Below are 14,658 nucleotides of genomic sequence, written 5' to 3'. Positions count from 1 at the left end.
GTAGCACTCATAATTTGAGGGCAAGCTTACGCATAACTGTTTGTTATATCAGTGAGTAGGATCGCAAACTTTACCGGATAATGCTTAACAATAAGCATAGAAACTCGGCGTTATTACATTGATCACATATTTATACCTATCAAGTGATCAGAAATAGCACAGTAAAAACGCTGGATAACAAGGCAGAACTTTTTGATAAGTAGTTATTCTACAATCAAAAATTCATTTATAGGGTTCACTATGACAAATGATGCGCAAATCCTTCCTGCGCCACTTGAGACAATGACATTCCCTTTGCATGGCGCACGTTTAATAGAGGCTTCTGCGGGCACCGGTAAGACTTTTACTATTGCTGGGCTCTATCTAAGGTTGTTGTTAGGGCATGGTGACAATGGATCAGCACACCAAATGCCACTTACTGTAGAGCAGATCTTAGTAGTGACTTTTACTGAGGCGGCAACCGCAGAGCTAAAAGATCGAATTCGTGCACGAATTCACCAAGCACGTATCGCTTTTAGCCGAGGCACTAGCGATGATCCCGTGATCAAGCCACTTTTAGAACAAACTGATGATCGTGATCGAGCCTGTGAACTGCTACTAGCAGCAGAACGCCAGATGGATGAAGCGGCGGTTTATACTATTCATGGATTTTGCCAACGAATGCTGACACAAAATGCGTTCGAGTCGGGCAGTCGCTTCAAAAGCCAATTTATTAAAGATGAAACTCAGCTAAAAGAGCAAGTGGTTGCGGATTACTGGCGTCGTCATTTCTATGACATGGGTGCCAGCATGGTGTCAGAGATCCGAAGTCACTGGAAAACACCCCAAGCGTTGTATGCTGACCTGAACAACTTCATAAGTGGTAATGAGGTTTATATTCATTCAGAGGTGGAGAAGGGAGATTTAGAGGCCCTATATGCTGAGCGTATAGCAATCCTTGGGGAGCTTCAAAAGCAATGGCTGTCAGGCAGTGCTAATTTTGAAAAGTTAATCCTAGAATCTGGCATTACCAAGAATCCCTACAATAAGAAGAATGTACCGAACTGGGTTGGGCAGATTGATAGTTGGGCCGCAAAACCGCTATCTAGTATCGCAGTGCCAGAATGCCTAGAACGCTTTAGTACTAGCGTGTTGCAATCCAAGACCAAACCAGACAAACAAGTGCCTGAACATGCCGTATTCGATCATATAGATGAGTATTGCTCATTGCCCGACCTTGAGGTAAAGCAAGCTATCTTAAAAAATGCTATTCCTGAGTGTCGTTCTGAGCTGCAAAAAGCAAAAGGGCTTCAGCAAAAGCTTTCCTTTGATGATTTGCTTAGCCAGCTTGACTATGCATTAGAAGTCGACGCTGACGGGTTGTTATCTGAGCGTATTCGCGGGCTATATCCGGTTGCGATGATTGATGAGTTTCAAGATACGGATCCGCAGCAATACAACATATTCAGGCACCTTTACCTGCAGCACCCAGAGTGTGGCTTGTTCATGATTGGTGACCCTAAACAGGCTATCTATGCTTTTCGTGGCGCCGATATCTTTACCTATATTCGTGCTCGCAAAGAGGTGACCTCGCACTTTAATCTCATGACTAACTGGCGTTCTAGTAAAGATATGGTAGAGGCAAGTAATGCGCTGTTCCAAGAAGCTCAGTCGGCATTTATTTATGATGAGGACATCCCTTTTACTGCTGTATCTGCAAGCCCCGGTGCAGACAAAAAGTCTTGGTCGTTAAATGGTGAAAATCAGTCAGCAATGACGGTCTGGCTCAAACAACAAGATGATGAAGCGGTAGCTAAGGGTGACTATAACCAGAGCATGGCTCAATCTACCGCAACGCAAATACAGCGTCTGCTAAGTGCTTCTGATGAGGGCAATGCCTTACTGCATGGTTCTAAAGATAAACCGATTCAAGCGGGCAATATAGCAGTGCTTGTAAGAACAGGGCGCGAGGCAAACTTGGTTCGACGAGCACTTTCAGAAAAAGGTGTTGCTAGCGTGTACCTCTCTAACAGGGATAGTGTTTTCTCTAGTTCTATTGCCAGTGATGTGTTGTTATTTTTGCGCGCGGCATTGCACTTTGATAACGATAGAGCACTGCGCACAGCAGCTGCAAGTGCTTTGTTTGATCTTTCTTTATTTGACCTAGAGCGCTTGAATCAAGATGAACAATACTGGGAGTTACTCAGCCAAGAGTTTAGTGATTACAGACAGTTGTGGCTAAAGTCAGGGATCATGCCGATGATCCGCAGACTCATTCAATACCGAGAGTTAGCTCAGAGGCTGAAAAATGAACACCAAGGCGAGCGAGTACTCACCGATCTTATGCATTTGGCAGAGTTGTTACAACAAGCCTCAGCAGAGCTAGAAAGTGATCATGCACTCCTACGTTGGTTTGAAGAGCATATCTTTGAGGCGGGCACTGGCGACGCTGGAGATGAACAGAAACAACGCTTAGAGTCAGAAAAGAACTTGGTTCAAGTGGTGACGATCCACAAATCCAAAGGTTTGGAATACGACATTATCTTTGTTCCCTTTGTTAGCGCTTATAGGAAGAGCGACAAGGCACTTTATTACGATGCTGAGCTGCATCGTACGCGATTTGATCTCGATAATAATAGCGATGGCATTGCACTCTCAGACAAAGAGAGGCTTGCCGAGGATTTGCGTCTTATCTACGTTGCTGTCACTCGTGCGGTCTATGGCTGCTACCTTGGTGTTGCAGCGCTAAAAGAAGGTCGCAGTAAAAAAGCGAGTTCTCACCTCAGTTCTATTGGTTATTTATTGCAAGGAGAACACGCGCAAGAAGCGTCTGCACTTTCTAATGCCTTACATGAGTTACAAAATAAATATCCATCTATACATGTTAGTGATCCCTTAGTCTGGGACGACGTTCGCTATCAAGCACCACAAGTTGAACAGTCGCTTTTAACCGCCAATAAGATGCAACAGAAGATTGATTGGCGTTGGAGAATGACCAGTTATTCTGGACTGGTAAAACAAGGGCATGGCTCAAGCCATAAAGATGAGAGTGTTTGGCTAGATACAGCCTTAGATATTGATGCTTCAGAGGATCAAGCACCACTACTTGATTTGAATAAAAAGACCATGTTCAATTTTCCTAGAGGTGCGAGACCCGGCACATTTTTGCATACCTTATTTGAAGAGATTGAATATACTCAATCTGCTTTTACTGTTGAAAATGAAGAGATCATTAAGCAACTTTTAGTTAAAGAGCAGCTAGACGAAGAATGGTTGCCTGTACTGCAAGACATGATAGATAAGGTCCTTAACACTGACTTAGATGGCAACGGCATCAAACTATCAGAAAAACAGCCACAGCAAAGATTGGTGGAAATGGAGTTTCTTCTTCCCATCGAAATCTTGTCCGCTCAGCGCTTTAATGCCATTACTCACAAGTATGACTCTTTGACTGCGCAAGCTGGAGACCTCGGCTTTGCCCCTGTTGAAGGGATGTTGAAGGGGTTTATTGACTTGGTGTTTGAGCATCAAGGCAAATATTATGTATTGGATTGGAAATCTAATCACCTTGGGGATAGTGCAGAGGACTATCATCAGAAGAGTCTCGATGAAGCAATGATAGGCCATCGCTACGATGCGCAGTATCAAGTTTACGCGTTGGCGCTACATAGATTCTTAAAAAGTCGGATACCAGACTACGCTTACGATGTTCATTTTGGTGGGTGTTTTTATCTTTTCTTGCGTGGTATGGATGGCAGTGGTGAGTATGGCGTCTTTTCAGCGAAACCATCACAACAAATGTTAGAGGAATTGGATGCGCATATTCGTGGCGAGGAGGCTATCTAATGGAAATGACGAGTGAAAACCTTCCTGAAACATTGAATATTAATGATATAGCACCACAACAGTTGACCCATTATCGACAAAAGAGTTGGTTGGAATGGTTGGAAGTCATGGCCAGTGTGGGAATGATTCGAGATATTGATTTTCAATTGGCTAAGTTCTTCGCGAAACAAGAGAAAGGTGCGTCAGCACAGCGTATTGCCGTTATGGCTTGTGCGGTGAGTTATGAGCTGAGCAAGGGCAATTCATGTTTACCGATTGCGGACAACTGGAGTCCTTTAAAGGCGTTAGGGGTCAGTCAGCTTCAGCCTTTATTTGCCCCAGACTTACTACAATGTGACTGGATTGGCGAGCTCAAATCCTCTAGCTTGGTGGCGCATGATTTCCAAGATGCAATGCGTCTGCCGCTAGTGTTTGAGTTCGGAAGCCTATATTTGCAGAAGTATTGGCATTTTGAGGGAGCGCTTGCTCAAAAAATTCTGGAGTATGCAGAGCCCATTACAATGGAGGCGAGTAGACTCTCCACATTACGGCTTCAGTTAGATCAATTATTTTCTTGGCAGTTAAACTACCTGTTTTCTGAGATCCAAGGATTAAAGAAAAACAATGTTAGTACGGCGATCATTCAACGGGCTATTTGTGAGTCGTTGGATGTGGTTGATGTTGAGGGGATTGCGATAGATAAAGTCGTGGCAATCGCTACACAGGCACGCAATATTAATGACCTTGAGGTACTCAAGGAATATATCCCTCTCAGTGCATGTTTAAATCATCAGAAGGTGGCGGCAGCTACTGCCCTAACTCGACGGTTTTGCGTAATTTCTGGAGGTCCAGGCACTGGAAAAACGACGACGGTCTCTAAGTTATTAGCCGCTTTGGTGTCATCAAGTGACTCAGAGATTACAATAAAGTTAGCGGCGCCTACGGGTAAAGCCGCCGCACGCCTTACAGAGTCCATTGGTCAAGCGATAGACTCTTTGCCAGTCTCTCCTGAAATAAAAGAAAGGATCCCAACATCAGCAAGTACACTGCATCGCTTGCTTGGCGCCATTCCTAATCGAACGGAGTTCAAACATAACTCTCACAACCCTTTACATTTAGATCTATTGATCCTCGATGAAGCATCTATGGTCGATTTGCCCATGATGTACAAATTGCTCAGTGCACTGCCTGCACATGCTAGGTTGATTTTACTCGGTGACAGAGATCAGTTGTCATCCGTTGAAGCGGGAGCTGTTCTTGGAGATATTTGCCAGCTTGGAGGTCAAGGTTATGGCGTAGCTCATCGAGAATTACTCAATAAGCTTACTGGTTATCAGCTTCCACCTTTCATTCATACAGGAACAGCGATAAGCGATAGCCTATGTGTTTTGCAAAAGAGCTTTCGATTCCATAGTCGTTCCGGCGTAGGGAAACTGGCACGGGCAATAAATTCGGGAAGTAGTAAAGAAGCTGAGCAGGTATTCTTAGCAGGCTTTGAGGATATAGAGCACTTAGAGGTAAGCGCAGAGAGCTACCAACAACTCATTAATACCTTGGTCGGTCGATACCAAGAGTATCTGTCATTGCGTTATGAAAATAATGGCGAAATGACAATGCCTTCATTCGCTCGTCGCGTTTTGCAAAGCTTTGCCAATACGCGATTACTGTGCGCTGTGCGTGAGGGAGAGTTTGGTGTAGAAGGGACTAATACCAATATAGAGCGAGCATTGGCGCGCAAAAGTCTTATACCCGTTGAGCGAGAAACATGGTATATCGGGCGTCCAGTGATGGTGACCAGCAATGACCATGGTCAGCAGTTGTATAACGGAGACATTGGCATTTGCTTACTTGATGAAAGTTTAGAAGAGCCTCGTCTTAAGGTATATTTTGAGCTACCGGATGGCACTGTGAAGGGGGTGCTGCCTAGCCGAGTTCCGCCACACGAAACGGCGTATTCAATGACAATACATAAATCACAGGGCAGTGAGTTTAGTCATACCTTATTATTGCTACCTAAAACGCCCACTCCTGTATTAACGAGGGAGCTGTATTACACCGGTGTTACTCGAGCGAAACATCACCTTAGTGTGTATGCAGATAAAGCCATTATGCAGCGAGCGATTAAACAAAAAACAGCAAGAAGTAGCCATCTATCGCAGCGTTTGGTAACCGATGGCTAATGTTTAACTGCTGCTGTTTAGGATACATCCAGCGCTAGGATTTTCGATTTACGCTGGAAGTTGTAAAGGTCCTGCTTTTTAATTGGCAGGGCCTCAAGATCAATTTCACTGAAGCCTTGCTCCCTAAACCAATGCAAGCTGTGGGTAGTAAGAATAAACAACTGCTTGATCCCTAAAGAGTCCGCTTGGTTTTTCATGTGAGCAAGTAAGTGAGCCCCTCGATTACCGTCGCGGTATTCAGGGTGAATAGCCACACACGCCATTTCAGCCATTTGGTCTTCAATATATGGATAGAGTGCGGCGCAGCCGATAATGAGTTGATCTTTGACTATGATGGTAAAGCGTTCAATCTCTTGTTCTAGCTGCTCACGAGAGCGGCGAACTAAGATACCATTGTTCTCCAGAGGCTCTATCAGATCCAAAATACCACCGATATCATCAATGCTAGCAATACGCACTTGCTCTGCACTTGCGGTGACAACTTGTGTGCCGATACCGTCTCTAGAGAAAAGCTCTTGGATTAATGCACCATCATCGACATAGCTAACCAAGTGACTGCGTTGTACGCCTTTGCGACATGCTTTTACTGCCGCTTGCAAGAAGCGATGAGTGCTTGGCGCATTGTTATTCTCCTCTTGTTGTAGAATATGCTCGACTTCATGAGGAAATAATTCTGCTGCAACTTCACCATTGGGTTTGATATAACCTTGATCCGAGCTAAACCCGATTAGCTTGTCAGCACTTAATTTAATCGCAACTTGGGTCGCTAATTCTTCTGAAACAAGGTTAAAGCATTCTCCAGTAACTGATCCCGCAACAGGGCCTATCAACACAATTGAGCCTTGCTCTAAAGTGCGGTTAATTCCCTCTACATCGATACGTCTTACTCGACCACTGTGTTGATAATCGATGCCATCTTCGATGCCTAAAGGCTGGGCGATAACAAAGTTGCCACTCACTACGTTTAATTGAGTCCCCGCCATTGGCGTATTGTTTAAGCTCATCGATAGATGAGCGGTGATAGCTAATTGCAATTGTCCAGAAGCTTGCATGACATGGGGCAGCATAGAAGATTCAGTGACGCGAATATCTTTGTGATAAGGAGAGCTTAATGACTGCTGACTTAGGCGCTGATCAATCTGCGGGCGAGCCCCATGTACCAATACCAGTTTCACCCCAAGGCTATGCAGTAGAGCGATGTCACTGACAATATTAGGGAAATTGTCATGGCTAAGTGCCTCTCCACACAGATAGATCACCATGGTGCTATCACGATGTGCGTTTACATACGGGGTGGACTGACGAAATCCTTTTACCAGCTCAGTACTGCGATACATGGTCAAACTCTTTGAGTGAATTTTTATACAATAATAATGACTATTTATATAATTACAACTATTAACCGCGTTATGAACAATGGCACACTTCAATGTTAATTGTGTGTGATTTTTCTTACAGGCATTGCGCAAAGCAGGGGAGTTTGTCATTCTGCTTTTCTACGGTTTATTCAAGGACATAAAACCCAGTCAATGCGCAAATTTATACCTCTTCTTACCCTTGCTACTTTGATGGCAGGGTGTGCTCAGCAAGTTGAACGCGGTCAGCAAGATTTTGATCAAGAGTTTCAGCAACCACTTACTCAAACAGAAACCATTGAGAGTAACGCCTTTAGGGATCTCAATTCATTTGATGCGCAGGCAAAGCAGGTGTTGGACAATTCGCCGTCAATGGCGACCAAGTATCAAGACCTTTATAAACAATTATCTGAGTGGGCACTGCAAAGTGGCGACCCTACTGATCTTGCCAACTATGGTGTACAAAGTGCGCAGATGAAAGGAGGGGATAGTAAGGGGAACGTGATGTTTACTGGTTACTTCTCTCCGGTGATTGAATTGCGTCATCAGCCCGATGCGACCTATAAATACCCAGTTTATGGTAAGCCAAATTGCACAGGTCAGTGCCCAACTCGCGCGCAGATCTATGATGGCGCATTAGAGGGGAAAGGACTTGAATTGGGCTATGCAGATAATATGATTGACCCATTTTTAATGGAGGTGCAAGGTAGCGGTTTTGTCCACTTTGGCGATGATAACAGCATGCAGTATTTCGCCTATGCTGGGAAAAATAACCGAGCTTACGTTAGCATTGGCCGCATTCTGATAGAGCGCGATTTGGTTGATAAAGAAAAGATGTCCCTTAAAGCAATCAAGCAATGGGTGACAGAAAATGACGAAGAAACAGTTAAGGAATTGCTTGAGCAAAACCCTTCTTATGTGTTCTTTGTGCCGAAAGATGATTTAGCTGTACGTGGAACAGCAGGTATTCCATTGCTACCTATGGCGTCTGTTGCTGGCGATAGAACGCTTTTGCCTATGGGTACTCCTATTCTTGCGGAAGTCCCTCTGTTAAATGCTGATGGCACTTGGTCGGGGGCTCATGCTTTGCGTTTACTACTTGTGCTAGATACAGGCGGTGCGGTAAAACAAAATCATCTCGACCTTTATCACGGCATGGGAGCGCGAGCTGGGGTGCAATCTGGGCACTATAAGCACTTTGGCCGGGTGTGGAAGCTAGGGTTAGAAAACTCAGAAACGGAAAATCCTTGGGAGTTACCGACAAAGTAAGCTTCTAGCCTGTCTATTAATCACAAGTCGGGTTTAGGGTACTCGTCGTCATGCTTGAATGCTTTTATCGAGCATCTGTTTCTAGAAAGGCCCCCGATAAAAGACCTCGAAGACGACGATTATTTGGCATATGTTTTGTTAATGTTTACTAAGCATCTAACACTGTGCCTAACTCGACTGACAGCTGAAAGCTATTTACTCTCCGAAGCTATAGACATTGATCACAAGAGTGCGTATAAAACGCACTCTTGTTGTTTTATGTTCAGAGAAAAATCGTCATGCGAGAATTAACGACCCCAGCATCCGAATCCTATGACCAACGTTTTGGTGGCACTCGTCGCCTGTATGGTAATAGTGAAGTAGAGATTTTACGCGCCGCTCATGTGTGTGTGATAGGTATTGGTGGTGTTGGTTCTTGGGCTGTTGAGGCTTTGGCACGAAGTGGTGTTGGTGAGCTAACGCTGATTGATATGGATGATGTATGTGTGACTAATATAAATCGCCAAATCCATGCAATGACAGGCACCGTAGGTAAAAGCAAGATTGAGGTGATGGCCGAGCGTGTCGCTTTAATCAATCCTGATTGCAAGGTGAACTTGATTGACGATTTCATTGATCAAGACAACCAATCTGAGTATCTGAGCAAAGAGTTTGACTATGTGCTGGACGCTATTGATAGCGTGAAAGCCAAGGCGTCATTGCTCGCCTATTGTCGTAGTAACAAAATTAAAGTCATTACCATTGGCGGTGCTGGTGGTCAGGTTGATCCTACTCAGATCTGTGTTGCAGACCTTAGCAAAACCGTGCAAGACCCACTTGCCAAGAAGATCAAAGATCAATTGCGTCGCTTTCATAATTTTAGTAAAAATCCAAAGCGTAAGTTTGCTATCGATTGCGTATTTTCTACGGAACAACTGAAATACCCACAAGCAGACGGCAGTGTTTGCGCTGTTAAATCGACAGCGGAAGGTCCAAAGCGTATGGATTGTGCCACTGGATTTGGCGCGGCGACCGTAGTGACAGCAACCTTTGGTTTCGTTGCAGTCTCGCGTATCATTGAAAAATTGATTCAAAAACACAGCTCGAACTAAGGCCAAATAGCAATGACCTATCCTGAAAACTTTACTGAGAACCCTTTTGGCACTTCAATTACAGAGGCTGATATTCTTGCGCAGATGCAACAATGTCAGGGCTGGGAACAACGCTATCGTCAAGTGATTCAGTGGGGCAAGAAATTGCCGGCAATGCCTGAGTCCCTAAAAGCAGAACAAGTACTTGTTGCAGGCTGCGAGAGTCAGGTATGGCTTATTGGAGAGCAGAATAACGGCGTTTGGCAGTTTTGCGCGGATTCAGATGCGCGTATTGTGCGTGGGTTGATTGCGTTAGTGTTAGCGGTTTTCAATGGTAAAACTAGCGCGCAAATCCAGCATTTTGACGTGGAAGGTTACTTTGAAAACCTTGGCTTGCTACAACATTTAAGCCCATCACGTGGTAATGGGCTTAAAGCGATTGTCGAGCAAATACAAACTTTAGTAGAAAAATAGCTTCAAGCTGACAGCTTGTAGCTTACGACTTTCTTTTACAACATATCTACAGCCTTAATAAGAGCAGCAATAAAAGCATCCACTTCTTGCTCTGTGTTGTACACCCCAAAAGAGACTCTCACGGTTCCTTTTATGCCTAAAGCATCCATTAATGGGTGAGCGCAATGATGACCAGCGCGTAGCGCAATACCTTGTTGATCAAGTAGAGTAGCAATGTCCTGATGATGCACGCCCGGCATGATAAAACTGATAACACTCGCACCAGGTTGATAGCCCACTAGATCTATATCTTCGATATTACCCATAGCCTGATAGGCTTTGTTCTGCAGTACCTGTACATGTTTTTCAGCGCTCTGATGATCAATCTCCTTGAGCCAATCTATAGCACTAGAAAGCGCTAATGCTCCAGCTACATTGGGCGTGCCCGCCTCAAATTTACCCGGAAGATCACTAAATGAAGTGCCAGAAAAGCTCACTTTTTGCACCATCTTTCCGCCGCCATGCCATGGAGGCATAGCGTTTAATAATGCTAACTTTCCATACAGCACACCGATACCTGTTGGCGCATATAGCTTATGTCCAGAAAACACGTAGAAATCACAATCGAGAGCCTGTACATCGATAGCTTCATGCACGATGCCTTGGGCACCATCGACGACTACTATGGTGTTGAATTGCCTTGCGAGAGCGATCATTTCCTCGATGGGATGGCGAGTACCTGTGACATTCGATACCTGACCAATAGCCAAGATCTTTGTTTTCTCACTTAGTAGAGAACGGTAAGCATCTAGATCCAGTGTGCAGTTCGCCAGCATAGGGATCTTAACGACTGTTGCGCCAGTTTGTTGTGCAACAATTTGCCATGGAACGATATTTGCGTGGTGTTCCATTTCACTTACGAGTATTTCATCACCGGCTTTCAAATTGCTTCGAGCATAAGTCTGTGCGATAAGGTTAATGGCTTCGGTTGCACCACGAGTCCACACGATCTCCTTATTAGAGGAGGCGTTGATAAAGGAGCGTACGTTGTCCCTTGCACCTTCAAAGGCAGTGGTCGCTGAAGCCGTTAGACTGTGGCTTCCTCTGTGCACATTGGCATTGTGTTGAGAGTAGTACTGACTAATAGTGTTGATAACTCTAGCGGGCTTTTGGGTGGTGGCTGCGCTATCAAGATAAACCAAAGGCTGTTGATTTATTTGTTGCTGCAAGGCCGGAAATTGGGCCCGAATGGCATGAATATCAAACACCTTTAGCTCCTAGTTTGTGATAATGAAGGTTGGGTAGTGGAACCATAGGCTGAGCTACGCTCCAGGCGAACGCTTTACCAGAAAGCAGAATAATAATTTCTATAGCAAACTCAAAAGCCGTAGCTGGACCTTGGCTAGTCAGTAGCTTATTAATTTGATCGTAAGTCACTCGTTTCTCGCGCCAGTTTTGTTCGGGGATATGCGATTTGAAGCTTGGATGGCAAGTCATAAGTGCGTTGGGATATAAATTATGGTGCTGAAGCACAAGAGCTGGGGTTGCACATATTGCAGCATTGAGCCTGCCATCGTATTGCTGCTGCTTTATCATTTCCAGCAGTAGAATGCTGCTTTGAAAAACTTCTGCACCACCAACGCCGCCAGGCATAGCAATGACATCAAATTCTTTATCGGCAACATCGACCAACTTGACTGCTGCAGTGAGAGGAATACCTCTTGAGCCTTTAAACGTCAGTGTTCCTTCTGGGTCAACACTGGCGACAGTCACTTGATAATTGGCACGAATAAGCACATCAATAATGGTGATCGCTTCCATTTCTTCCGTGCCAGGGGCAATAGGTACTAAGGCTTTAATGGTCATTTAGTGCCTCTTTTTGTTTAATCTGATCAAACAGCTTCTTGTTCATAGGCGTATCAATGTTATGCGCCTGTGCTCGCTGGAGTAAGTATCCAGTAATATAGTCGATTTCTGTAGGACGATTGTGATGAATATCTTGATGCATGGACGAAAAGTTCGCGCTAGTCGCCTCTATTACCTGTTTGGTTCGAGTAAATAGTTTGTTCTTGTCACAAGTATAACCCTCAGCGTTTATCACCATCGCTATCTCAATACATAAAGTCTCAATAGTCTCTAGAGTATCCTTAGCCGCCAATTCACCATTTCGGCAGTCCTTGAGCGTGGTGAGTGGATTGATGCAACAGTTGATGGCAAGTTTATTCCATAATGCTTGCCCGATGTTACTGTCTGAGTGCACAGGAGGTAGCGCTAGATTAAAAGCTTCAACTAATTTATCTAGTTGATCATCAGCAAGGTTGTTGAGAGAGCCAATGATGGTCTGCCCTTGACCAGTATGCTGTATCTGGTTTTTGTCTTTTCGCAATGCGCCATGAGTGGTTGTTGCAAAGTAAACGGGGTGGTCAGAAATTTGAGGCAAGACAGTCTCAACAGCGCCCATTCCATTGTGGCTAAATATAATAGAGCAATGGGGTTTGAGTAACGAAATAATCGGGTGAATCGCACTTTCTACCTGCCATGCTTTGACGGTCACGAGCAATACGTCGGTATCCGACAATTGAGATTCTTGATTACAGGGAAATACAAGTGGTGGGCGTTCGTCTAATGACAGTGAGATTGATGCTTCAGATCCGCGAGTCCATAAAGAGACAGTGTGGCCAGCGTTGTGAAGATAACAGGCCCACAGTGAGCCAATGGCACCGGCGCCAAGGATGCAAATATTCAAACCATACTCCAGAGTATTAATGCATGGCTAGGATACTCGGAATAGGTTCAATTCGCGAATCGACAAGATCAAAAAAGGCGCTAAAAGCGCCTTTTTTCTAACTTAGAGTTCGACTTAGAACTTGTAAGTTACTGCAACGTAGTGGCTTACGCCTGAAGATTCGAAGTCGTTAGTATCTTTGATGCCATATACGTCTTTGTATAGCTTAAGGCCGTAACCTACAGCGTAGCGATCTGAGTGCCAGTAAATGCCGTTAAACATTGCACCACCGTTGCTAGCAGAAGAATACTCTTCTTTCATGCCAAATTGGTAGTCAATGTAACCTTGGTAAGAAACGAATGAGCCATTTTCAAAGAAGTAGAAAGGTTTGAACCAGTTAGTAGATACTTGGTAACCGTTCCAGTCTTTTTTGTTTGAATCGTAAGTACCGTATAGGTTTAGGCCAATTTTACCAAGCCATGGAACCATTACGTCAGAACCAAGACCAATTTTTTGTTGGTTTACAGCAAACGCATCAACTTTCTGCGTAGCACCGTCCCAAGTGATTTCAGATGCAATGTATAGCTCTTGAACAGGACCGAAAGAAAGATCTTTCTTAGTTAGTGCATCAAGAGACATACGCGGAGCAAACTTCATGAAGATTTTGCTGCTAGCGTCTGCTTTGTCAGAGCTTGGGTTGCTCAGTAGGTTGAACACGTCGATGTAGCCGTAAAGATCGAAGATACCAGAGCGGCCGCCGAATTCCATTTCTAGATAGTCGTGGCTAGAGTTGCCAGGCTTTTCGTCAAAAGCACCCATTAGGTTAAATTGCATCCACTTGTAGTCGTTCTTGTGGATGTCACCGTCTGTGTAGTCAGCAGCGATTACTGGTGCTGATGTAGCCGCTAGTAGGCCAAGAGTTAAAAGTGATTTACGCATAATAATGGGTACTCTAAAAAATGTTTTGCGAAAAAAATGAACTTGCCATTCCATAGCAACCGTTTCCGTGAGGCGAATAATAGAGATCTGGCACGCAAATGGAAGCATCAAAATGTAAAAGTTCAATTCAGATCGGTGATATAGATCACATTTTTAAAAATAGGGTGGTTAAAGGTCGATCAAACGAACAAATTCTAGGGAACTTTTTGGGTAACAAAATATGGCGGGATTTCTGATCTATCTATTTTAGTTTGCGTAACAGTTTTGGAGATTAATAAAGAAGAGTAGCTTATGTCTGTCATCAAACTGTTTCCCCTAAGTTCAGTGGTATTACCTGAAGGGAAAATGAACCTAAGAATCTTTGAACCTCGTTATAAGCGTATGATCAGCGACTGTTGCAAAGCGGGAGAAGGTTTTGGTATTTGTTTGATTAGCGAACCGGGTATTTCTTCTCCTAGTAACATCTCACGTGTCGGCACACTTGCAGAAATTATTGATTTTGAGCAACTTTCAGACGGTTTCCTTGGCGTAACCATAGTAGGAACTCGTCGCTTCAGAGTGAAAAAGGTTTGGAGTGAATTTGATGGCTTAAGGTGTGGAGAGGTTGAAAACCTCAACAACTGGGACAGCCGAGAACTTTCTCGAGACAACCTTTTCATTAGTGACCAATTGCAACGCGTTTATCAGCGGTTTCCTGAAATCAAAAGCCTCTACTCACACTGCTTCTTTGACGATGCAACGTGGGTAAGTCAAAGATGGTTAGAACTGCTACCGATAGAACAACAGCAATTCGAGCACCTTATTTCCCAAGCGGATTGTGATGAAGCGTTGAGGTTTCTTAGTCAAGCCATAGAAACCTAATA

11 protein-coding genes are annotated in these 14,658 nt (G+C 44.3%); 6 read left to right on the top strand and 5 right to left on the bottom strand.

The window, feature by feature from the left end; all coding sequences use genetic code 11:
- Positions 1-240: 240 nt before the first annotated feature.
- Both recB and recD read left to right on the top strand, forming a co-directional pair.
- Positions 241-3,825: an exodeoxyribonuclease V subunit beta gene (gene recB / locus OCU48_RS10330; RefSeq protein ID WP_141345448.1), complete on the top strand. Its 3,585-nt coding sequence runs from the start codon at positions 241-243 to the stop codon at positions 3,823-3,825.
- A complete protein-coding gene (gene recD / locus OCU48_RS10325; RefSeq protein WP_141345449.1) occupies positions 3,825-5,984 on the top strand; it encodes an exodeoxyribonuclease V subunit alpha in 2,160 nt (719 codons plus the stop codon). The genes recB and recD overlap by 1 nt, the downstream gene beginning before the upstream one ends.
- Positions 5,985-6,001: 17 nt before the next feature.
- Here recD and argA read toward each other — a convergent pair whose 3' ends face one another.
- Positions 6,002-7,321 (bottom strand): amino-acid N-acetyltransferase, encoded by a 1,320-nt coding sequence (argA, locus tag OCU48_RS10320; protein ID WP_141345450.1) that lies wholly within the window; start codon positions 7,319-7,321, stop codon positions 6,002-6,004.
- Between the two features lie 192 nt (positions 7,322-7,513).
- Here argA and mltA point away from each other — a divergent pair, with 192 nt between their 5' ends.
- From mltA to csdE, 3 genes are all read left to right on the top strand, one after another.
- Positions 7,514-8,608, top strand: coding sequence for a murein transglycosylase A (mltA, locus tag OCU48_RS10315; protein WP_141345451.1), 1,095 nt, complete (start codon positions 7,514-7,516; stop codon positions 8,606-8,608).
- Positions 8,609-8,886: 278 nt separating this feature from the next.
- Positions 8,887-9,699: a tRNA cyclic N6-threonylcarbamoyladenosine(37) synthase TcdA gene (tcdA, locus tag OCU48_RS10310; protein WP_141272076.1), complete on the top strand. Its 813-nt coding sequence runs from the start codon at positions 8,887-8,889 to the stop codon at positions 9,697-9,699.
- Positions 9,700-9,711: 12 nt separating this feature from the next.
- Positions 9,712-10,152, top strand: coding sequence for a cysteine desulfurase sulfur acceptor subunit CsdE (gene csdE / locus OCU48_RS10305; RefSeq protein WP_141345452.1), 441 nt, complete (start codon positions 9,712-9,714; stop codon positions 10,150-10,152).
- A 35-nt stretch (positions 10,153-10,187) separates the two neighbouring features.
- Here the strand turns inward: csdE and csdA are convergent, their stop codons facing one another.
- From csdA to OCU48_RS10285, 4 genes are all read right to left on the bottom strand, one after another.
- Entirely contained in the window at positions 10,188-11,399 is a 1,212-nt protein-coding gene (gene csdA, locus OCU48_RS10300) for a cysteine desulfurase CsdA (RefSeq protein ID WP_141345453.1), read from the bottom strand.
- Positions 11,392-11,997: a DJ-1 family glyoxalase III gene (locus tag OCU48_RS10295; RefSeq protein ID WP_141345454.1), complete on the bottom strand. Its 606-nt coding sequence runs from the start codon at positions 11,995-11,997 to the stop codon at positions 11,392-11,394. Before OCU48_RS10295 ends, csdA begins: the two co-directional genes overlap by 8 nt.
- A complete protein-coding gene (gene panE / locus OCU48_RS10290; protein ID WP_244312296.1) occupies positions 11,987-12,877 on the bottom strand; it encodes a 2-dehydropantoate 2-reductase in 891 nt (296 codons plus the stop codon). The genes OCU48_RS10295 and panE overlap by 11 nt, the downstream gene beginning before the upstream one ends.
- A 114-nt stretch (positions 12,878-12,991) precedes the next feature.
- Positions 12,992-13,795, bottom strand: a complete 804-nt coding sequence (locus OCU48_RS10285; RefSeq protein ID WP_141345456.1) for a nucleoside-specific channel-forming Tsx family protein — start codon at positions 13,793-13,795, stop codon at positions 12,992-12,994.
- A 291-nt stretch (positions 13,796-14,086) separates the two neighbouring features.
- Between OCU48_RS10285 and OCU48_RS10280 the strand changes: the two genes are divergently transcribed.
- Positions 14,087-14,656 carry an LON peptidase substrate-binding domain-containing protein gene (locus OCU48_RS10280; protein WP_141345457.1) on the top strand — a complete coding sequence of 190 codons (570 nt, stop codon included), beginning with the start codon at positions 14,087-14,089 and terminating at the stop codon, positions 14,654-14,656.
- Positions 14,657-14,658 lie beyond the last annotated feature (2 nt).

Origin of the sequence: Vibrio inusitatus (genome assembly GCA_024346935.1) — a bacterium.
Classification (GTDB): domain Bacteria; phylum Pseudomonadota; class Gammaproteobacteria; order Enterobacterales; family Vibrionaceae; genus Vibrio; species Vibrio inusitatus.
The sequence above is the reverse complement of the archived record's forward strand: the minus strand, read 5'-3'. Positions and strand labels throughout refer to the sequence as shown.

Excerpts from the sequence above, each read along its gene's own strand:
- recB (WP_141345448.1), top strand. The coding sequence starts at position 241 with ATGACAAATGATGCGCAAATCCTTCCTGCGCCACTTGAGACAATGACA.
- recD (WP_141345449.1), top strand. The coding sequence starts at position 3,825 with ATGGAAATGACGAGTGAAAACCTTCCTGAAACATTGAATATTAATGAT.
- argA (WP_141345450.1), bottom strand. The coding sequence starts at position 7,321 with ATGTATCGCAGTACTGAGCTGGTAAAAGGATTTCGTCAGTCCACCCCG.
- mltA (WP_141345451.1), top strand. The coding sequence starts at position 7,514 with ATGCGCAAATTTATACCTCTTCTTACCCTTGCTACTTTGATGGCAGGG.
- tcdA (WP_141272076.1), top strand. The coding sequence starts at position 8,887 with ATGCGAGAATTAACGACCCCAGCATCCGAATCCTATGACCAACGTTTT.
- csdE (WP_141345452.1), top strand. The coding sequence starts at position 9,712 with ATGACCTATCCTGAAAACTTTACTGAGAACCCTTTTGGCACTTCAATT.
- OCU48_RS10295 (WP_141345454.1), bottom strand. The coding sequence starts at position 11,997 with ATGACCATTAAAGCCTTAGTACCTATTGCCCCTGGCACGGAAGAAATG.
- OCU48_RS10285 (WP_141345456.1), bottom strand. The coding sequence starts at position 13,795 with ATGCGTAAATCACTTTTAACTCTTGGCCTACTAGCGGCTACATCAGCA.
- OCU48_RS10280 (WP_141345457.1), top strand. The coding sequence starts at position 14,087 with ATGTCTGTCATCAAACTGTTTCCCCTAAGTTCAGTGGTATTACCTGAA.